General features: G+C 32.9%; 21 protein-coding genes. 8 read left to right on the forward strand and 13 right to left on the reverse strand.

Annotated features, from left to right (window positions below; all coding sequences use genetic code 11):
- Nucleotides 1-61 precede the first annotated feature (61 nt).
- From J2X17_RS13100 to J2X17_RS13125, 6 genes are all read right to left on the reverse strand, one after another.
- On the reverse strand, nucleotides 62-520 hold the full coding sequence (locus tag J2X17_RS13100) for a VOC family protein (protein ID WP_310298722.1): 459 nt from the start codon (nucleotides 518-520) through the stop codon (nucleotides 62-64).
- Between the two features lie 100 nt (nucleotides 521-620).
- Nucleotides 621-1,058, reverse strand: a complete 438-nt coding sequence (locus J2X17_RS13105; protein ID WP_310298724.1) for an SRPBCC domain-containing protein — start codon at nucleotides 1,056-1,058, stop codon at nucleotides 621-623.
- Nucleotides 1,059-1,060: 2 nt separating this feature from the next.
- On the reverse strand, nucleotides 1,061-1,468 hold the full coding sequence (locus J2X17_RS13110) for a VOC family protein (protein WP_310298726.1): 408 nt from the start codon (nucleotides 1,466-1,468) through the stop codon (nucleotides 1,061-1,063).
- Nucleotides 1,469-1,733: 265 nt separating this feature from the next.
- The gene (locus J2X17_RS13115; protein ID WP_310298728.1) at nucleotides 1,734-2,138 is read right to left on the reverse strand and encodes an SRPBCC family protein; all 405 of its coding nucleotides are present in this window, start codon (nucleotides 2,136-2,138) and stop codon (nucleotides 1,734-1,736) included.
- A gap of 22 nt (nucleotides 2,139-2,160) precedes the next feature.
- The gene (locus J2X17_RS13120; RefSeq protein ID WP_310298730.1) at nucleotides 2,161-2,481 is read right to left on the reverse strand and encodes an SRPBCC domain-containing protein; all 321 of its coding nucleotides are present in this window, start codon (nucleotides 2,479-2,481) and stop codon (nucleotides 2,161-2,163) included.
- Nucleotides 2,482-2,557: 76 nt separating this feature from the next.
- The gene (locus J2X17_RS13125; RefSeq protein WP_310298732.1) at nucleotides 2,558-2,974 is read right to left on the reverse strand and encodes a VOC family protein; all 417 of its coding nucleotides are present in this window, start codon (nucleotides 2,972-2,974) and stop codon (nucleotides 2,558-2,560) included.
- 130 nt (nucleotides 2,975-3,104) lie between these two features.
- On the opposite strand from J2X17_RS13125, the gene J2X17_RS13130 reads away from it, so the two are divergent.
- Both J2X17_RS13130 and J2X17_RS13135 read left to right on the forward strand, forming a co-directional pair.
- The gene (locus J2X17_RS13130; RefSeq protein ID WP_310298735.1) at nucleotides 3,105-4,070 is read left to right on the forward strand and encodes a GlxA family transcriptional regulator; all 966 of its coding nucleotides are present in this window, start codon (nucleotides 3,105-3,107) and stop codon (nucleotides 4,068-4,070) included.
- A 55-nt stretch (nucleotides 4,071-4,125) separates the two neighbouring features.
- Nucleotides 4,126-4,587, forward strand: a complete 462-nt coding sequence (locus J2X17_RS13135; protein WP_310298737.1) for a hypothetical protein — start codon at nucleotides 4,126-4,128, stop codon at nucleotides 4,585-4,587.
- Between the two features lie 292 nt (nucleotides 4,588-4,879).
- Here J2X17_RS13135 and J2X17_RS13140 read toward each other — a convergent pair whose 3' ends face one another.
- From J2X17_RS13140 to J2X17_RS13170, 7 genes are all read right to left on the reverse strand, one after another.
- Nucleotides 4,880-5,968: a hypothetical protein gene (locus J2X17_RS13140; RefSeq protein ID WP_310298738.1), complete on the reverse strand. Its 1,089-nt coding sequence runs from the start codon at nucleotides 5,966-5,968 to the stop codon at nucleotides 4,880-4,882.
- A gap of 387 nt (nucleotides 5,969-6,355) precedes the next feature.
- On the reverse strand, nucleotides 6,356-7,588 hold the full coding sequence (gene clpX, locus J2X17_RS13145; RefSeq protein ID WP_310298740.1) for an ATP-dependent Clp protease ATP-binding subunit ClpX: 1,233 nt from the start codon (nucleotides 7,586-7,588) through the stop codon (nucleotides 6,356-6,358).
- Between the two features lie 168 nt (nucleotides 7,589-7,756).
- Complete coding sequence (clpP, locus tag J2X17_RS13150) at nucleotides 7,757-8,431, reverse strand: ATP-dependent Clp endopeptidase proteolytic subunit ClpP (protein ID WP_310298742.1); 675 nt, start codon at nucleotides 8,429-8,431, stop codon at nucleotides 7,757-7,759.
- Between the two features lie 330 nt (nucleotides 8,432-8,761).
- Nucleotides 8,762-10,084, reverse strand: a complete 1,323-nt coding sequence (locus J2X17_RS13155; protein ID WP_310298744.1) for a trigger factor — start codon at nucleotides 10,082-10,084, stop codon at nucleotides 8,762-8,764.
- 116 nt (nucleotides 10,085-10,200) lie between these two features.
- Nucleotides 10,201-10,545 carry a phage holin family protein gene (locus J2X17_RS13160; RefSeq protein ID WP_310298746.1) on the reverse strand — a complete coding sequence of 115 codons (345 nt, stop codon included), beginning with the start codon at nucleotides 10,543-10,545 and terminating at the stop codon, nucleotides 10,201-10,203.
- A 166-nt stretch (nucleotides 10,546-10,711) separates the two neighbouring features.
- Nucleotides 10,712-11,476: an alpha/beta fold hydrolase gene (locus J2X17_RS13165; protein WP_310298748.1), complete on the reverse strand. Its 765-nt coding sequence runs from the start codon at nucleotides 11,474-11,476 to the stop codon at nucleotides 10,712-10,714.
- Nucleotides 11,477-11,609: 133 nt separating this feature from the next.
- The gene (locus J2X17_RS13170) at nucleotides 11,610-12,323 is read right to left on the reverse strand and encodes a pyridoxine 5'-phosphate synthase (protein ID WP_310298750.1); all 714 of its coding nucleotides are present in this window, start codon (nucleotides 12,321-12,323) and stop codon (nucleotides 11,610-11,612) included.
- A gap of 116 nt (nucleotides 12,324-12,439) precedes the next feature.
- Between J2X17_RS13170 and J2X17_RS13175 the strand changes: the two genes are divergently transcribed.
- The 6 genes from J2X17_RS13175 to J2X17_RS13200 all read left to right on the forward strand — a co-directional run bounded on the left by J2X17_RS13175 (nucleotide 12,440) and on the right by J2X17_RS13200 (nucleotide 19,498).
- On the forward strand, nucleotides 12,440-13,099 hold the full coding sequence (locus J2X17_RS13175; RefSeq protein ID WP_310298752.1) for a CBS domain-containing protein: 660 nt from the start codon (nucleotides 12,440-12,442) through the stop codon (nucleotides 13,097-13,099).
- 127 nt (nucleotides 13,100-13,226) lie between these two features.
- Nucleotides 13,227-14,111 carry an NAD kinase gene (locus J2X17_RS13180; protein WP_310298754.1) on the forward strand — a complete coding sequence of 295 codons (885 nt, stop codon included), beginning with the start codon at nucleotides 13,227-13,229 and terminating at the stop codon, nucleotides 14,109-14,111.
- A gap of 173 nt (nucleotides 14,112-14,284) precedes the next feature.
- Nucleotides 14,285-14,974, forward strand: coding sequence for a type IX secretion system protein PorG (gene porG, locus J2X17_RS13185; protein WP_310298756.1), 690 nt, complete (start codon nucleotides 14,285-14,287; stop codon nucleotides 14,972-14,974).
- 4 nt (nucleotides 14,975-14,978) lie between these two features.
- Nucleotides 14,979-15,719 carry an isoprenyl transferase gene (locus J2X17_RS13190; RefSeq protein ID WP_310298860.1) on the forward strand — a complete coding sequence of 247 codons (741 nt, stop codon included), beginning with the start codon at nucleotides 14,979-14,981 and terminating at the stop codon, nucleotides 15,717-15,719.
- On the forward strand, nucleotides 15,652-18,423 hold the full coding sequence (locus J2X17_RS13195; RefSeq protein ID WP_310298758.1) for a BamA/OMP85 family outer membrane protein: 2,772 nt from the start codon (nucleotides 15,652-15,654) through the stop codon (nucleotides 18,421-18,423). Before J2X17_RS13190 ends, J2X17_RS13195 begins: the two co-directional genes overlap by 68 nt.
- A gap of 61 nt (nucleotides 18,424-18,484) precedes the next feature.
- On the forward strand, nucleotides 18,485-19,498 hold the full coding sequence (locus J2X17_RS13200; protein WP_310298760.1) for an OmpH/Skp family outer membrane protein: 1,014 nt from the start codon (nucleotides 18,485-18,487) through the stop codon (nucleotides 19,496-19,498).
- Nucleotides 19,499-19,501: the final 3 nt, after the last annotated feature.

The following is a 19,501-nucleotide window of genomic DNA, read 5'->3' on the forward strand; positions in this document are numbered from 1 at the left end:
AAGCACATAACAATGTGCTTTTTGAAGTAATTTAACAAATATGTTCCGCTATTAAAATAACCTAACTATTATATTCTTTATGCGCTTCGGATTCATCAAAATTAACCATCCAGCTTACGCCGAATTTATCTTTGAACATTCCGAAATAAGCTCCCCAAAATGTTTTGTTCATGGCCATATAAACTGTTCCTCCTGCTGAAAGTCCGTTGAAAATTCTGTCTGCTTCTGCTGCGCTTTCTACATTGATTGAAACTGAAAAATTTCCTCCAAAAACTACATCGCCTGATTGTTCGTTGCTGTCGCTTCCCATTAAAATGGTATTCCCAATTGGCAATGAAACGTGCATTACTCGATTGGCGTCTTTATCTGATATTTCGGGACAGCTTCCATCTTCGCCTTTAGGCATATCTTTAAATTTTCCGATATAAGGAAATTCTCCTCCAAAAACTGATTTGTAAAACAGAAATGCTTCTTCGCAATTTCCATTAAATAATAAATAAGGGTTTACTGATGTTGCCATGATTTGATATTTTTTTATTGTTTATTACTATTATTAAATCTTAATCTTGCTCTATTCTCTTTATTCTATTCTCTTTGCTCTTTGCTCTATTTTCTTTCTTCTATTTCTCCGAAAGTTCTTTCACAGTTTCTAATCCTTTTGGAAAAGATTCTTTGAAATAATCGATAAATTTTTCGACTACATCGACCTGAACGACCAAATCTGTAAACTCGTCATCGGGTGTTAAGCGATAGGTTTCCATTGAGCCGCTCCACTTGCTTGTTTCGTCGTCAATTGGCAATTCTTTAAAGTCTTTCATTTCTCCTAAATGCTTAAAAGCCATATATTCATTTGGAATTTTAGTTTCGATTATACTATTCATTCCTCCTCCGTTTGGTCCCATAAAATAAATTTTATCGCCTTGATTCCAATCGCTAACTGCATATGATCCTTCGCAAAAAGAACTTGTCCATTTTCTATAGGATTCATCATCCCATAAAACTGACCAAATTTTCTCTGCAGAAGCTTTGATTCTTATTTTAAATTCAAGCGTTTCCATAATTATGACAATTTACTAAAATCCATATATAAAACATTCCAGCGATGACCGTCTAAATCTGCAAAACCACAACCGTACATCCAACCTTGGCTTTCTGCAGGAGGTGAAAAAACAGTACCGCCGGCTTCTTCTATTTTTTTGGCCAATTCATCAACTTCCTCTTTGCTTTCAGCATCAATAGAAATTAAAATTTCTGAGCTTTCTTGTGTATCTGTTAGTTTATTTTGAGAAAAACTGGCAAACAAAGATTCTTCAAAAAGCATCACTACAAATTTTCCTTCGCCAACAACCATACAAGTCGAGCTTGGCGTATCGTGTTCGTCGTTAAAAGAGAAACCTATTTTCGAGAAAAAGGCTTTAGATTTTGCCACCTCTTTTACCGGCAAATTCAGCCATATTTGTTTTGTCATCTTTTTACTGTTTTACGTTAAACATTTTTTTTGCCACAATGTTGGTAACGTAGAGGCGCACAGCTGTGCGTCTCCCGCAACGCATACAAATCTCACTTTGTGCAATTTTAGTGAACTTTGCATAAAAGTTTACCACAGAGATTCACAAAGAAGTCACAGAGAAACGCAAAGATTGAAAACCTCTCCAATTTTAAACGAGGCACGAAGTTTTTTTCTCCAAAGCCTTTGAACCTCTGCCACTTTGCCACTTTGAGCCTAAAAAGAACTAATTAGCTTCTACATAACTTTTAAAATTATTGAGGATCGCTTGCCACCCTCCGCGCTGCATTTCTTCCGGATTTACTGTTTCTGGATCAAAGCTTTCAATTACTTCAACTCCGTTTGGTGTTTCTTTGAAACTGATTTCTACCTTTCTGCCGTCGCCCATTACATATTCGATGGCTTCGTTTTGTTTTACCAAAGTATATTCTCCTTCAAAATCAAAACTCATGCTGCCATCTTTTGCTGCCATAGTCGATTTGAATTTTCCGCCTTCTTTCAAATCATTTTCGGCATAAGGCGTATGCCAATCCGGCGAAGCAAAACTCCATTTTGTAATATGTTCTGGTAGTGTCCAGAAATCCCAAACTTTATCGATTGTTGCGTTAATTGTGTTTTGTACTGTTATCATTCTGTTTATTGTTTATTTGTTTTTAAAAGTTCTCAGCATAGTTTTTAAAGTTCTGAATAACAGCCTGACAAAATTGCTCTTGCATCTCCTCAGAAATATTAGGTTCTGGTTCGAATGTTTCGGTGAGTTTTGTTTCGGTGCCATTGTTTTCAAAACGCACATTTGCCGTTCTGTTGTCTGTAAGGCGATATTCTATCAATGAAAATTTTTCAATTCTAGTATATGTTCCTTCAAAATCAAATCCGTCACTTCCATCTTTCGCAGTCATTGTAAATTTGAATTTTCCACCTACGTTCAAATCATTTTCTGCATAAGGTGTATGCCAATTTGAAAAATATTCCACTTCATAATATGTTCGGGCAATATCCACAATTCCCAAACTTTATCTATGGATGCATTAATTGTATTTTTTACCGCTATCATGCTTCCGTATTATCCGGAATCTGACTTTCATCCATAAAGAAAACCTCCCAATGATGTCCGTCCAAATCAAAAAAGTCTCTTTGGTACATCCAACCATAATCTTTAGCTTCATTGTGTAGTTTACCGCCCCCTTTCAAAACAGCAGACAAAATTTCGTCAACCTTATCTCTGCTTTCAACAGAAATTGCGGTAATCATTTCTGTGCTTGTCGTTGTATTACAAATTTCTTTTTGAGTGAATGTTTTGAAAAAATCTTCTAACAAAAGCATTGCAAATATATTTTCACCAATTATCAGGCAAGTTCCTTTTTCATTTGTGAATTTTGCATCAAACGAGAAACCTAACTCCGTAAAAAATGCTATCGATTTATCTAAATCTCTTACAGGAAGATTTAAGAAAATTTTTGTTTTCATATCTATAAAATTACAAATTATCTGATACAAATTTAGAATTTCAGAACCACCTTAATATTACTTTAAAAGTCAACTTTAGGGTCATTTAAGACAAAATGGCTATTTTTGTATGAATCTTAAATCAAAAGCCATGAGTAAGAAAATAGCTTTAATTGTCCCACATGACTATAAATTATTGAGTATTGCCGCGATTTTAGAAGTTTTTGAAACTGCTAATAAATTACATAAAGGGCCTGATAAACCTTTTGAAATTATGATTTTTCAATCGGCAGAACAAATAGAACAAAGGCATTTGTTTGGCTATGAGGTCCATGCTATCCAAACTTCTGATATAAATCTGGAACTCATTTTGATTCCGGCTTTTACTACTGATAATATGAGCGAAATGATTGTTAAGAATCATAAATTTATTCCGTGGCTGCAAAAACAACATCAATCAGGAGCTGAATTGGCCAGTTTCTGTACGGGCGCTTTTTTGTTCGCAGCTTCAGGTTTATTAAATGAAAAGCTTGCTACTACACACGTAGATGCGTGCAGTGCGTTTACAAAAGCTTTTCCTTTGGTGAAATTAAAATCAGAAGAAACCTTAACCGCAGACGGAAGTTTGTACACAAGCGGCGGATCGACCTCATCATTTCATTTGCTAATTCTTTTGGTTCAGAAATATTGCGGAAATGAAATTGCAGTTCAAATTGCAAAAATTTTCTCGATTGATTTAAACCGATACAAGCAGAGTTATTTCAGTACTTTCAGACCGAATCATTTACATAATGATACTTTAGTTGCGATGTTACAGCAAAAAATAGAAAGCAATTACAACACTATCGAAAAACTGGAAGAAATTACAAAGGACATTCCGACCAGTGCGCGAAACATGACACGAAGATTCAAACAAGTGACAGGAATTCCGCCAATTGAATATTTACAGAATATACGAGTGGAGAGTTCTAAGAAATATTTGGAACAGACCCAGCTTTCAATTTCAGAAATTATAGAAAAAACAGGTTACAACGATCCAAAAGCCTTTAGGAAAGTATTTTATAAAATGGTCGGAATGAAACCTGTTGAATATCGGGAGAAGTTTAGGGTGCAGTAAGAAATCTTTTTATTAACTTTTTTCTTATATTTACCTGAATTATAAAAATCCAAAAATGAAGAAAATTTTATCAATTTGTTTGCTGATCCTATTTTTATTCGGTTGTGATTCTGGTGAAGAAGTTGAGGGATTCTTATTAGATGCGAGTTTAAACATCCTAATAACAAATTCTAATGGTGGCGATTTACTGGATCCTAATACACCTGATGCCTATGATCAAAGTAAAATAAAAATACTTTACTTAGTAGAGGGTAAATTAATTGAAAAGCCTAATGGCACTGATTATCCTCGCAATTTTTTTATTTACAAGCAAGACAATCTCAACATTATTCGCATTTTCCTCAATGATTCAAAAGAAGAAAAATATCCAGAAACCTATATTCAATGGAGCGAAAAAAGTACTGATATAATAAAAATTGAATATAACAGAACTCGTAATTCAGTTAGTAAAAAAACTATTTGGCTAAATAATGAATTAGTTTCTAATGTTAATCCATATTTAAAAATTGTGAAATAGTACATTTCTTAAAATAAAAAAACCACCTGCAAATAACTTTTGTCAGGTGGTTTTACTTTTCATTAAAGTTAGGCTTTTTGAAGCAATTTCCATAATCCTAAATCATTTTAATGTCGCTGATTCATTTTGGTATTGTCCTCAATAACCTTGTCTTTTATTATTTTTATTTTTAAAAAATTTAAAAATAAAGTATATTAAATACAAAATATATATGTAAAACGCACATATTATAATTTGCCAAAAAAATAATCCAATCTCAAAATCTTCGAATATCTTTATCATATTTTTATTATTAGTTTCTAGTTCCTGATTGAATATTACCATAAGTATTATTAATAATAACGGTATAGGTAATATTACTAGAAAAAACATTCCCTACTCCTTCTATACCTGTATTATATGTTAATGTACCTGTAATAGTCAAAACTGTTCTATTTCCAGTAGTATTTTGTGTAAACGCATCTTGAGTCCAAGTATAGCCAAGAGTAAGACCCCAAGTATCTGTAGTAACTGCATCAATTGTAAAAGGTTTTCCGGGATTTTTATTTTGAACTACAAACACATCAATTCCACACCAAGGCATAAGATAAAAACTAGTTTTAGCCATTACTTGGTTTTTTTGTCCTTGAAATTGCTCCATGAAATCAATAGCAAAAGCTGCAGGATCACTTTGATTAATGTAACCCTGTAATTGCCAATTTGATGCTACCGAACCACTTCCATCACCCCCATAAATATCTCCCGTACCGGAACCATTGTTAGCCGTTTCGCTACCAGTGCAAGAAATTATAAACAATATGTCATAGCTTCCATCACTATACATTAAACACAAAGCAAGACAACCATGCTCGTCAATTTTTATCTTACTGACTAATGAAGAAGATTTTTTAGCTACATCATGATTGTAAGTAATTTCATTTTTAGCATTTAAGATAGTTATAGAACCTTCAAAATCATCTTTAATTTTATAAAAATTAAAATCTTTATCATTATTATCAAATGTATTTTTTTTTGTTCCGATTAAAACATGTGACAATTTATAACTTTCCTTTTCATCCTGAATAAACATTAATCTATTGTACATTGTAATAGATTTATCATCGTTTTTTACGGCAATGTTGTCATTTAGAATAATTGGAACTTCAACAACCTTACCTTTTAATCCGTCAGTGACAATTGCGTGGTCCCAATCTATCTTTTTAGTTTCTTTTAAAACAGTGAGCTCAGGATTACTTTTATTAAACCACTTTTGTGCTTCAGTAATTTTGTTATCCTGAATTAACGTTTCATTTTTTGTTGAATAATTTTCATCCTCACAACTAACCAAAGCTAAAATAAAACACAATGAAAATCTTGCAATTTTTGTAAAATTTTGTCTCATACTGTTTGTTTGAATACCTTTTCGTTTTGCATATGCTGGGTAGAAAAGGTTTTATTATCACATTAACAACATCACAAATAATTACATAAAAACACAACTAGAAAAAAAATATGTTATGATATTTATAAAAAATTAGTTAAATTATTATTCATGACACTAACAAAGTTGACTTATTTTATTTGTAGTATTATACTTCAAAAAGACAAAAAAACGCCACAATAAGTTTTTTAACACAATTCTATTAACTACACTTCATTTTTCGAATTAGATTGTAAAACAATTTTCTCTTAAATTATTAGCATAAAAAAACCTGTTCAACTAAATGAACAGGTTTTTTTATGTTTAAACTTTGTCAAAGTTTCGAACTTGATAAAGATATTTCAAGATTTACGAAGCAATTTCCATTCTCTTCAATAAATTTTTACTTAAAGTATGTTTTGCGTAATCTTCGTCGATTACGAGAACTTTATCATCTGAACTTGGTAACTCATACATAGCATCAGTTAAGATTGCTTCGCATAAAGAACGTAATCCACGGGCTCCTAATTTGTATTCTAAGGCTTTATCAACGATAAAATCTAATGCTTCATCTGTAATAGTAAATTCAACATCATCCATTAAGAATAATTTTTGATATTGTTTTACCAAAGCATTTTTCGGCTGAGTCAAGATTGCACGCAAAGTTTCTTTATCTAAAGGATCCATGTGTGTCAAAACTGGCAAACGACCAATAATCTCAGGAATCAATCCAAAGTCTTTAATGTCTTTTGGAATAATATATTGTAATAAATTGTCTTTATCAATGTTATCTACGTTTTTAGAAGTAGAATAACCAACTGCCTGACGGTTTAAACGTTTTGAAATAATACGCTCTACGCCATCAAAAGCTCCACCGGCAATAAACAAGATGTTTTGCGTATTTACCTCAACAAATTTTTGGTCTGGGTGTTTACGTCCTCCTTTTGGTGGTACGTTTACAACTGTTCCTTCTAATAATTTCAATAAAGCTTGTTGCACACCTTCACCAGAAACGTCACGTGTTATGGATGGATTATCACTCTTACGGGCAATTTTATCAATTTCATCAATAAATACGATTCCTCTTTCTGCTTTGGTTACATCGTAATCAGCAGCTTGTAATAGACGAGTCAAAATACTTTCGACATCTTCTCCTACATAACCGGCTTCTGTTAATACAGTTGCATCCACAATAGCCAAAGGAACATCTAACATTTTTGCGATAGTTTTTGCTACCAATGTTTTTCCGGTTCCGGTTTGACCTACCATAATGATGTTACTTTTTTCAATCTCTACTTCGTCGTCTAATTGCTGTTGCATTAAACGTTTGTAATGATTGTAAACCGCAACCGACATTACTTTTTTTGTCTGATCCTGACCAATAACATACTGGTCTAAGAAAGCTCTGATTTCTTTTGGTTTCTTTAAAATTAAATCACCAACAAGTTTTGCGCTTCCGCTTGATTTTAATTCTTCTAATACAATTCCGTGTGCCTGCTCAATACACTTATCGCAGATATGTGCATTAATACCAGCAATCAACAAATTGGTTTCTGGCTTTTTTCTTCCACAAAACGAACATTCTAATACTACTTTAGCCATTCTTTTTTAGTTACTAAGCGGCAAAGTTACTAAGTTTCTGAGATTTATCACTAAAACCTCAAAAACTTAGTAACTTATTAACTTATATTTTTGTTTCAAGTTAAATATTTCAAGTTTCAAGTTAACCTTTGAACCTTAGTCCCTTTGCAACTTTGAACCTTAACAAATTTAGCTTCTTCTCAACACTTCATCAATCATTCCATACTCTTTAGCTTCATCAGCTTTCATCCAGTAATCACGCTCACTGTCTTTGTGTACTCTTTCAAAAGTTTGTCCTGAATGGTGAGAAATAATATTGTATAATTCATCTTTCAGTTTCAACATTTCACGTAAGTTGATTTCCATATCAGTTGCAACACCTTGTGCTCCTCCTGATGGTTGGTGAATCATTACTCTTGAATGTGGCAAAGCCGAACGTTTTCCTGCTGCTCCTGCACATAATAAAACTGCTCCCATTGAAGCTGCCATTCCTGTACAAATTGTCGCAACGTCTGGTTTGATGTATTGCATGGTATCGTAAATTCCAAGACCTGCGTAAACGCTTCCTCCGGGAGAATTTAGATAAATTTGAATATCTTTTGATGCATCAGCACTTTCTAAAAATAATAACTGCGCCTGAACGATATTCGCGATTTGATCGTCGATACCTGTTCCTAAAAAGATAATTCTATCCATCATTAATCTTGAAAACACGTCTAATTGAGAAACATTCAACTGGCGTTCTTCGATAATATATGGAGTCATGTTTGTTGGGTTCATCGCGGCTACGATTTTATCGTAATACATTGCGTTTACTCCTTGGTGCTTTGTAGCAAATTTTTTGAATTCTTTACCGTAGTTCATATTTTTAGTTTAAAAGTTTGAAAGTCTAAAGTCTGAAAGTGACCTAAACCGATAAAACAAAGTTCATACCTTTTTATAAAGGATGCCAATTTGTCTTATTTTAAAATTGTTTCAGGTTTCAGGTTTCAAATTGTTGAAGTCCGAAAACTTGAAACTTGAAACAAAATAAAACTTGAAACAAAAAAGAGCGTCAAAAGAAAAATCTCTTGACGCTCAAATATAACTATTTTTTATCTTTCAATATCTGTAATAAAATCTTAAAATTTGAAATAAAGCCAATTGGCTGTACTCCTAACTTTTTACTTTATAACTTTTGACTTTTGACTAAATTTATTCTCCGTAAGACGCAGCGATAAATTCTTCGTAAGTTACTTCTTTAGTTGTTGGATTTGCTTTTTCTTTGAACACTTCCAATAATTTCTCAGCAACTACTTGCTCAGATAATCTTTTTACCTCTTCCTGATTAGATAAAACTCTGGCAACAATTCCCTGAACTTCTTCGTCAGTTGGATTTGTTTGACCAAATTGAGCCATTTGTTGTCTGATAGCGTTTGTTGTAAATGCTTTCAAATCTTCAAATGTAATTTGGATATTACTTTGAGCCATTGCTTTTCCTTCGATTAATTGAAAACGTAAACCTTTTTCAGATCTTGCGTATTCAACTTCAGCTTCTTCTGCAGAAAGTTTTTTCTCTCCAACAGTTTGCAACCATTTTTTAAGGAATGCAGCTGGTAAATCAAATTTTGTATTTTCGATCAGGAAATCCTGAACGTCTAATAATAATTTTTGATCTGCTTGCTGTGCGAACTGCGCTTCGGCATCTTCTTTAATTTTAGCTTTCAAATCTTCTAAAGAAGCTACTTTTCCTTCACCAAAAAGTTTATCAAATAATTCTTGGTTTAATTCAGCCAATTCAGCTCCGTTGATAGCCTCGATAGTAAAGTTTACTTCGATGTCTAAACCGTGAACATCATCATGAGCTACTTTTAAGTAATCCATTAATTGGTGATCGTCTTCGAATAAACCTTTTGTACTTACTGTTACAACATCTCCAACTTTTTTACCAATGAATTTATCTCCAGCAGCTTTGTTGAAAGTAGTTACAGAAATTGTAGTAGTGTTGTTGATACCTGCTTCTTCGTTAGTGAAAGTTCCAGTTAAATCAGAATCAGCTTCAACTTTATCTTGTGGAATTGCTTTTCCGAATTGTTTTTGGATACGCTCTACTTGTCCGTCGATTAATTTATCATCAGCAGTAACGATATATTTTACGATATTATTTTTTGCTTCTAAATCAATTTCGAAGTTAGGAACTAAACCAATTTCGTATTCGAAAGTTAGTTCTTCAGCATCCCAATCAAAGTTTTCGTTTTCTTTAGCAAGAGGAGTTCCTAAAAGATTTAATCTTTCAGATTGAACAAAACGCTCTAAAGCCAAATCAACTACTTTCTTAACTTCTTCCTGCTTAATAGCTTTTCCGTATTGTTTTTCAACAAGGTCTTTAGGAACTTGTCCTTTTCTAAAACCTTTAACAGTAGCCAATGGCATTTTTTCGTTTATTCTTTTTGCTACTTGACCTTTATAATCCATGTGAACAACGTTTAATACAATCGTTTCATTCACAGCGTCTGTTGCTACTCTTTTAATATCCATCTTCTTCTTTAATTTACATAATAAAATTGGGTTGCAAAATTATAAAATTTTTGCAACCCAACCAAGTTTTTAATCTATTGTATTTGAAGCCGTTTTTGAGCTCCTTTTATTTCGATTTATTTATCGTCTCCCAATATTTTATAAGTAATAGACTGAAGAACAGACAAGATGATACTAAAGAACAAAGCTGTTAAGAATGAATCAACGGCAAAACCTCCTACTATATTGGTACACAGCAAAATAATAATGGCGTTAATCACCAATAAAAACAAGCCCAAAGTAATTAATGTTACCGGCAATGTTAAGATTACCAATATTGGTTTTATAAAAAGATTTAATAATCCCAGAACTACTGCAACGATTATAGCTGTCGTAAAACTGGCAACATGAACTCCTGGCAGAAAATTGGCAATTAATAAAACCAGTGCAGCTGTAACAAGAAGTCTGAGTAACAATTTCATAGTTTTTGATTTAAAGTTTTAATAAAAGTAATGAATTTTATATTTATCCAACATTTCATTTCTGTTTTTTGCCACAGATTAAAAGATTTTCACAGATTTAAATTCCGCATTTGAAAAAAAATCTTCTAATCCTTTTAATCTGTGGCTATAAAAAAATAAAAATAAATTACTCTTTTAAAAACTCCGTTGTCATCTCAAAAAACATTTTAGGATTTTCGGCATGAAGCCAATGTCCGGCATTTGGAATGGTTTCGAATTTGACATTTGGAAAATGCTTGCGAATTGCATCAAAATCTGAATCTAAAATATAACCTGATTCTCCTCCGCGGATAAACAAAGTTGGATGATCAAAAATCAAATCGTCTTCCAGCGCTTTCCCAATAGCTTCCAGATTATTATTAAAAACTTCCAAATTGAATCTAAAAGCCAATTGACCCGGTTCTTTCCAATATAGATTTTTCAATAAAAATTGTCTCGTTCCAAAATCGGGAACATATTGCGCTACAATTGCTTCAACATCATTACGACTTGGCTTTAATGAAAAATCAACTGCATTTAATCCTGCCAAAATATCCTGATGATGCTGTTTATAAAATTTCGGACCAATATCGGCCACAATCAATTTATCGACGATTCCAGGGTATGTAGTAGCAAAAACCATCGCCACTTTCCCTCCCATCGAATGTCCCAAAATATCTATTTTGTTTAATTGATTGGCCTGGCAATATTCGAAAACATCTTTAGCCATTGCTTCGTAAGTCCATTCATCTGAATGAAAACTGCGTCCGTGATTTCTTAAATCTAAAATATGAACCTGAAATCCGGCTTCGACATATTGTCCGGCTAGTGTTTTCCAGTTATCAGACATGCCAAGAAATCCATGCATGATGATAAATGGTTTGCCTTCGCCTTCTATTTTTGAGTATAACATTTTATATTTTTTTTATGAAAAAATTTATTCCGCAAAGATTCACAAAGGTTTTACACAGAGAAACACAAAATTATCTTTGAGAATCTCTGTATGTTTTTTTGTGTATTTCTGAGGAATAGCTCTTTACAAAACCTTACTTCAATTTATTTAAATACATATTTACAACATTATCCAAACCAAGATAAAGCGCTTCTGCAATCAAAGCATGTCCTATAGAAACTTCTAATAACCCTGGGATGTTTTGTTTGAAGAACTGAATATTATCTAAACTTAAATCGTGGCCGGCGTTAATTCCTAAACCTAATTCGTTTGCTAATTCTGCCGACTCAACATAAGGATCGATTCCGCTTTTATTTCCGAGAGCATATTCGTGAGCAAAAGCTTCTGTATATAATTCAATTCTGTCAGTTCCTGTTTTTTTAGCGCCTTCAATCATTTCCAAAATCGGATCAACAAAAATCGATGTCCTGATTCCATTTCGTTGAAACTCCTGAATAACTTCGGTTAAATAATCCTGATTTTTCATAGTATCCCAGCCCGCAGAAGACGTAATAGCGCCAATTGCATCAGGAACTAATGTTACCTGGGTTGGTTTGCATTCTAAAACCAAATCAATAAAATTGTGCTGCGGATTTCCTTCAATATTATATTCAGTATATACAATAGATTTTAAATCGCGGGCATCCTGATAACGAATGTGGCGCTCATCCGGACGCGGGTGAATTGTAATTCCTTGTCCCCCAAATTTCTGAATATCGGTTGCCACTTTTAATAAATCAGGGACATTTCCGCCACGTGCATTTCTTAAGGTTGCAATTTTATTGATATTAACACTTAACTTTGTCATATAAATAGATAATTAATTCTAGTAACACTATATTTGTTACGACAAAAATACAAAGTAAAACGTAGCGTTTTTTGCTATTTTTTGATTATTTTGCATGAAATATCTCCAATTGATTTATGACAGAAATTACTAACTATATCACAAACGATTTTCGAGCCATTGACAGTCAGGAAACGATAGCATCGGTTCAGGACTTTTTTGCCGATTTGAATTTCTCGCATTTTCCTGTTTTGGAAAACGGCACTTTCATTGGAAGCATTGCTGCTGATGATGTTGAAACTTTTGACATAGATAAAAAAGCGATTGATTACAAATATACTTTGGAACGCTTTTTTGCCAGAAAATCGATGCTTTGGCTTGATGTTCTGGAAGTTTTTGCAAAAAATCACACCAATACTGTTCCCGTTATTGATGAAAACAACACCTATATTGGTTACTATGAAATGGAAGATATCATGAAATTTTTTCAGGAAACTCCATTTTTAAAAGAACAGGGCGGTATTATTATCGTACAAAAAGGGCTTTTAGATTATTCTATGAGTGAAGTAACTCAGATTGTAGAAAGTAATAATGGTAAAATCCTAGGCTGTTTTGTGTCTGAAGCTGATTTAGAAAATGTTCAGATTACAATAAAAATTGGTGTTGGCCCAATGAATGAAATTATCCAGACTTACAGAAGATATGGTTACGAAATTATTTCAGAGCACCAGGAAGACACTTACATTAATAGCCTTAAAGAACGTTCTGATTATTTAGACAAATATCTTAACATATAAAAATAGTCAATTAGAGAATGACTCAATTAGATAATTCCTTAATAACCTAATATATTATCCGAATGAATAATTATCTAATTGACACATTGCCTCATTATCAAATTGACTCATTATCTAATTAAAAAAAATGAAAGTAGCCATATACGGACAGTATTATCAAAACAGTACCGAGCCCATTATCAAAGATATTTTTATGTTTTTCAATACCAATAATATCGAAATGGTAATTGAAGAAAGCTTCTTAAAAATGCTTTATGAAAAGGATCTGATACAAAAGGAATATGAAACTTTTTCATTGAGCACTTCATTAGATAATAGTTTTGAAATGCTGATTAGTATTGGTGGCGATGGTACAATTTTGAGAGCTGCAACCCTGGTTCGTAATTCAGGCGTACCTATTTTAGGAATCAACGCGGGAAGATTGGGTTTTTTAGCAACCGTACAAAAAGAAAACATCGACAGTTTTTTACAATTTGTAATCGACAAGAATTATACTATCACCGAGAGAACATTGTTAAGTCTTACGTGTGAACCACAAAATGCGGCTATTGCCGATTTGAATTTTGCGATGAATGAAGTCACAATAAGCAGAAAAGACACCACTTCGATGATTACTGTTGAAACGTATCTGAATAATGAATATTTAAATTCATATTGGGCAGACGGCTTAATCATCTCAACACCAACAGGTTCAACAGGATACTCACTAAGTTGCGGCGGCCCAATATTAACCCCTAACGTTGAAAGCCTGGTGATTACTCCAATTGCTCCACACAACCTAACTGCAAGACCTTTGGTAATTCCTGATGACACAGAAATAAAACTTCGCGTTTCCGGAAGGGAAGATCAATATTTAATTTCTCTGGACTCCCGAATTTCATCTGTAAAAAACGAATCTGTTTTAACGATCAAAAAAACTGATTTTAAAATAAAAATGGTTGAGATTCCAGGTGAAACTTTCTTAAAAACCCTGAGAAATAAATTGCTATGGGGAGAAGACAAGAGAAATTAAGCTTTTTTCTGACTCCTTACTATACAATAATATCACTTTTCCCCGTTTTGGATATAGTGAATCATCATTAAATTGCTCAAAATCATATAGTAAATTGAAAAAAAAGCACATTTAACTAAAGGAACGTTGATTCGTATCGATAATTATTATATTTGCACGCAATTTTGAATTAAATGAAGAAAATTTTTAATTTATTGTTATGTTTTTTCCCCTTTATCACACTAAATGCTCAAATAAATGAGATAGGTGTTTTTCTTGGGGGAAGCAACTTTGTAGGTGACGTTGGAAGCACAACCTACATTGCACCTGAAAAATTAGCTTTTGGTATTTTGTATAAGTGGAATAAGAGCCCACGACACGCATATCGCTTTTCCTACATGCAATCAACAGTAGCAGGAAATGATTTAGATTCAAAAGAAACGGGACGAAACCAAAGAGGTTATAGTTTTGAAAATCATATAAAAGAACTTTCAGCCGGATTAGAATTTAATTTTTTCGATTTTAATCTTCATGATTATCACACTAAAGTTACTCCTTATATATATTCAGGATTAAACTTTTTTTTATATGATCAATTATATCGATCCATATCTACTCCAAATGTAACTCAATCACAAAATTCAAGTTCATTTGGAATACCTATAATATTAGGAGTAAAATCGAACATCACACCGCATTTTGTTTTAGGAGCTGAAGTTGGAGCACGTTACACTTTCACAGACGATATTGACGGGAGTAATCCTAACACAAACAGCTCCACAATAATGAAATTTGGAAATTTAAATAATAATGACTGGTATGTCTTTTCAGGTTTAACTTTAACTTATACCTTTGGACAAAAACCTTGCTATTGCGCAGAATAATAAAATGAACTTACTAGACTCTATAGATCAAACAAATTTACCCAAACATTTGGCCATTATCATGGACGGAAATGGACGCTGGGCCAAACAACAAGGCTTCCTGCGTGCTTTTGGTCACGAAAACGGAACAAAATCGGTAAAAAAAACAATTACAACCTGTGCGAAACTGGGTATCGAGTATTTAACTCTTTATGCTTTTTCTACAGAAAATTGGAATCGCCCAAAACTTGAAGTTGATGCTTTAATGAAAATATTGATCAATTCATTAAAAAAAGAACTTGTTACGCTTCAGGAAAACAATATCCGACTTAATGCCATAGGCAATCTTGAAAAATTGCCAAAAACAGCTCAAAAAGAACTTTTGGACGTTATTGATAAGACTAAAAATAACACTCGCCTCACCTTAACACTCGCGTTAAGCTACGGATCACGGGAAGAATTGGTAAATGCCGTTAGAATCATCAGTGATAAAGTTAAAAATAATATAATTTCAATAGACACTATTGACGATTCAATTATAAATGAGCATCTTTACACGCAAAATTTACCTGATGTAGATTTATTAATACGAACAAGTGGAGAACATAGAATAAGTAATTTTTTGCTATGGCAGATAGCCTATGCAGAATTATATTTTACTAATGTCTTGTGGCCAGACTTTAAAGATCAAGATTTATATGAGGCTATTATTAGTTATCAAAAAAGAGAACGTAGATTTGGAAAAACCAGTGAACAAATTAAATAATTTTTTAGTGTTACAAAAAAGAATACAAATAGTACTTACCCTACTTCTTTTGGGTAGTTTTTCACAAATTAAAGCACAAGAAAGAGTTCCTTTTGATCAAGGAAAAAAATATATTCTTGCTAAAGTTTCTGTTGTTGGTAAAATAAGCTTCAATGAACAAACTGTTGTTACTTTTTCTGGTCTTCAAAAAGGTCAGGAAATAACTGTTCCTGGCGAAGAAATTAGTGGTGCGATTAAAAAATTAGGTAAACTTGGCCTATTTGATGAAATTTCTTTTTATGTAAATAAAATTGATAATGACAGCATCTACTTAGATTTAAATATTGTTGAGCTTCCTAAACTTAACGAGGTCAAATTTGTTGGTATTAAAAAGAGCAAAGTTGAAGGACTAATTAAAGATAACAACCTGACAAAGAACAAAATAGTCAATGAAAACTTAATTACGACTACTAAAAATTATATCGAAAATAAATATAAAAAAGAAGGTTTTTATAACACAAAAGTTACTATTACAAATACCCCTGACTCTATTGCCGGAAATCAGGTTAATATGCTCGTTCGCGTAGACAAGGGAGATAAAGTAAAAATCAGTAGTATTGACTTCATAGGAAACAAACAACTTACTGACTCTCAATTGAGAGGCGCTATGAAAGACACAAAACAAAAGAATGTTTTTCGTGTTTTAAAAGCATCAAAATTTATTCCTGAAAAATATAAAACCGACTTAGAAAAAGTTATAGCTGCCTATAAAGAAAAAGGATATCGTGATGCCCGCATTATATATGACTCTGTTACATATAACAAAGAAAAAAATATGCTGGACATTAAAATCAATATGGAAGAAGGAAATAAATATTACTTCGGAAATATCAAATTTATAGGAAATACTGTTTACTCTGATCAACTTTTAAACCGTTATTTGGGAATTAAAAAAGGAGAAACATACAATGGGGTTTTGTTAGAAAAAAGAATTGCTGATAATACAAAACCTGACGCTGATGATATAACTAACTTGTATCAAAACAACGGTTATTTATTTTCAAAAATCAATTCTGTAGAGGTAAAAACTGCTAATGATACAATCGATTTTGAAATTAGAGTTACCGAAGGGCCTATTGCTTATTTCAATAAAATTTATGTAACCGGAAACGATAAAACAAATGACCGCGTTATTTACCGAGAATTAAGAACCAAACCAGGTGAAAAATATAGTAAAGAACAATTGGTTAGAACTATTCGTGAAATCGGTCAGTTAGGTTTCTTTGATCCTGAGGCTATAAAACCTGAATTCAGAAATGTTGATGCAGGAGCCGGAACAGTAGATATCGAGTACCAGGTTGTTGAAAAAGGATCAAGTCAGGTCGAACTTCAGGGAGGTTACGGTGGAGGAGGTTTCATTGGAACCTTAGGGCTTTCATTTAACAACTTCTCGGCAAGAAACATGTTTAAAAAAGAAGCCTACAAACCACTTCCAATGGGAGATGGTCAAAAAGTAGCACTTCGTTTACAAGGAAGTACTTATTTCCAAACCTATAGTTTATCATTCTCTGAACCATGGTTTGGCGGAAAAAAACCAGTACAATTCAGCTCATCTATTTCATACAGTAAACAATACTTAAACAATTATGTTACCAGAGATGTAGACAAAAGCAAAAGTTTTAATATTTTTACTGTACAAGTTGGTTTAGCGAAAAGATTAACAGTGCCGGATGATTATTTCGTTTTATCACAATCTGTAAGCTACCAACACTACGATCTGAACAATTATAATACTGGTTTATTTACTTTTGGAAACGGAGCTTCAAGAAACTTCGCTTATACAATTGGATTATCGAGAAGTAATAAAGGGGTAAACCCAATATTCCCAACTTATGGTTCTGAATTTAGTATCTCTGCAAAAGTTACTCCTCCATATTCATTGTTTAACGGAATTGATTATGCAGATTTACAAAATCAAAAAGAATACAAAACTCAATATACAGGAGCACCAATGTCTGGTGTAGATGGACAACCGCTTAACACTGGCGATTTTGTAAAAACAGAAACAATAGGCGGGCAATCAGGATATGTTAGTGTTGGATCTGATTATGCAAGTGCCGATACAGATATTGCTAAAGTTGACCAGAAAAAATATAACTGGTTAGAATACTATAAAGTTAAGTTTAAAGCAGATTGGTATACCAAAGTTTATGGTAAATTAGTTTTAAGAACATTAACCGAATTTGGTTTCTTGGGAGCTTATGATCAGGCTCGAGGAGTTGTACCTTTTGAACGTTTCTATTTAGGTGGAGATGGAATGGCAAATTATTCAATGGATGGTAGAGAAACTATTCAGTTAAGAGGTTATCCAAATAATTCATTAACACCAATTATTGAAGACAGAAAGGATCCTAGATATGGACAGCAAATTGGTGCAACAATTTATAACAAATTCTCTATGGAATTACGTTATCCAATTACATTAAAATCGTCGGCATCTATTTATGCATTAACATTCTTAGAGGCAGGTTCATCATACCCAACGTTTAAAGATTATAACCCTTTTGATTTAAGCCGTTCTGCCGGTCTTGGTTTACGTGTATTCATGCCAGCATTTGGATTGTTAGGTATTGATTTTGGTTATGGTTTTGATGCTCTTCCTGGATCTGTGACTAATAAAGCAAATGGTTGGGAAACACACTTTATCATCGGCCAGCAATTTTAGTGCGAATTATAGTACGCAATTTAGTACATTTGGTTAAAAATTTTCAAATGAAAGTAATGTTATGAGAAAACAATTTTTATTTATATTTTTAGCCCTGATTGTAGCTAGTACAAGTCAGGCTCAGACAAGGACCACTAGAATAGGCTACATCGACATGGAATATATTTTGGAAAATGTTTCCGATTATAAAGAAGCAAAAGCTCAATTAGAACTAAAAGCTCAAAAATGGAAACAGGAAATTGAAGCCAAAAAATTAGAAATCAATACACTCAAAGAGAGTCTTAAAGCTGAAAAAGCTTTGCTTACTAAAGAGCTTATTGATGAAAGAGAAACTGAGATCAAATTTCTGGAAGATGAAATGTTGGATTACCAACAAAAACAATTTGGAGCAAACGGAAATTTAATTCACCAAAAAGCAGCTTTAGCAAAGCCAATACAGGATCAGGTTTTTACCGCTGTACAAGATATAGCTGAAGCAAAAAACTATGATTTTGTTTTTGATAAATCATCAGATTTGACAATGCTTTTCAGCAATAAAAGATTTGATATCAGTGATCAGGTTTTACGTATTTTAAACCGAACTGACAAGCGGGAACAATTGACTAAAAAACAATTGAAGGAACAAGAAGCTGTAGAAAGCAAAGAAAATGCTATCGATGAAAATCCGGCGATGGCTGATCGACAAAAAGTTCTTGATGAAAAAAGGACGGCAAGAGAAAAGCTAATTGAAGATAGAAAACTAGAACAAGAAGCCAAGAAAAAAGAATACGAAGACAGAAGAAAAGCGATATTGGCAGAAAGAGAAGCCAAAAAAAATGGCACGGTTTCTGAACCTGCAAAAACAAATGAAGCGGTTAAAACAGATCCTGCAACAGCTAAACCAGCCACAACAAGTGGAACAGACGACACAACCCCGCCTGAACCAACTGTAAACAAGGCTGAAGAAAGACAGAAACTTTACGAACAGCGTAAAAAAGAATTAGAAGAGAGAAGAAAGAAAATAATAGAAGAACGAGAAGCGGCTAAAAAAGCAAAAGAGGCTGAAACACAAAAAACAAATACGACCAATAATTAATTA

Source organism: Flavobacterium aquidurense, from assembly GCF_031458035.1.
Taxonomy (GTDB): domain Bacteria; phylum Bacteroidota; class Bacteroidia; order Flavobacteriales; family Flavobacteriaceae; genus Flavobacterium; species Flavobacterium aquidurense_C.

Coding starts and splice junctions, on each gene's coding strand:
- J2X17_RS13100 (WP_310298722.1), bottom strand. CDS start 520: ATGGCAACATCAGTAAACCCTTATTTATTATTTAATGGAAATTGCGAA.
- J2X17_RS13105 (WP_310298724.1), bottom strand. CDS start 1,058: ATGGAAACGCTTGAATTTAAAATAAGAATCAAAGCTTCTGCAGAGAAA.
- J2X17_RS13110 (WP_310298726.1), bottom strand. CDS start 1,468: ATGACAAAACAAATATGGCTGAATTTGCCGGTAAAAGAGGTGGCAAAA.
- J2X17_RS13115 (WP_310298728.1), bottom strand. CDS start 2,138: ATGATAACAGTACAAAACACAATTAACGCAACAATCGATAAAGTTTGG.
- J2X17_RS13125 (WP_310298732.1), bottom strand. CDS start 2,974: ATGAAAACAAAAATTTTCTTAAATCTTCCTGTAAGAGATTTAGATAAA.
- J2X17_RS13130 (WP_310298735.1), top strand. CDS start 3,105: ATGAGTAAGAAAATAGCTTTAATTGTCCCACATGACTATAAATTATTG.
- J2X17_RS13135 (WP_310298737.1), top strand. CDS start 4,126: ATGAAGAAAATTTTATCAATTTGTTTGCTGATCCTATTTTTATTCGGT.
- J2X17_RS13140 (WP_310298738.1), bottom strand. CDS start 5,968: ATGAGACAAAATTTTACAAAAATTGCAAGATTTTCATTGTGTTTTATT.
- clpX (WP_310298740.1), bottom strand. CDS start 7,588: ATGGCTAAAGTAGTATTAGAATGTTCGTTTTGTGGAAGAAAAAAGCCA.
- clpP (WP_310298742.1), bottom strand. CDS start 8,431: ATGAACTACGGTAAAGAATTCAAAAAATTTGCTACAAAGCACCAAGGA.
- J2X17_RS13155 (WP_310298744.1), bottom strand. CDS start 10,084: ATGGATATTAAAAGAGTAGCAACAGACGCTGTGAATGAAACGATTGTA.
- J2X17_RS13160 (WP_310298746.1), bottom strand. CDS start 10,545: ATGAAATTGTTACTCAGACTTCTTGTTACAGCTGCACTGGTTTTATTA.
- J2X17_RS13165 (WP_310298748.1), bottom strand. CDS start 11,476: ATGTTATACTCAAAAATAGAAGGCGAAGGCAAACCATTTATCATCATG.
- J2X17_RS13170 (WP_310298750.1), bottom strand. CDS start 12,323: ATGACAAAGTTAAGTGTTAATATCAATAAAATTGCAACCTTAAGAAAT.
- J2X17_RS13175 (WP_310298752.1), top strand. CDS start 12,440: ATGACAGAAATTACTAACTATATCACAAACGATTTTCGAGCCATTGAC.
- J2X17_RS13180 (WP_310298754.1), top strand. CDS start 13,227: ATGAAAGTAGCCATATACGGACAGTATTATCAAAACAGTACCGAGCCC.
- porG (WP_310298756.1), top strand. CDS start 14,285: ATGAAGAAAATTTTTAATTTATTGTTATGTTTTTTCCCCTTTATCACA.
- J2X17_RS13190 (WP_310298860.1), top strand. CDS start 14,979: ATGAACTTACTAGACTCTATAGATCAAACAAATTTACCCAAACATTTG.
- J2X17_RS13195 (WP_310298758.1), top strand. CDS start 15,652: ATGAGGCTATTATTAGTTATCAAAAAAGAGAACGTAGATTTGGAAAAA.
- J2X17_RS13200 (WP_310298760.1), top strand. CDS start 18,485: ATGAGAAAACAATTTTTATTTATATTTTTAGCCCTGATTGTAGCTAGT.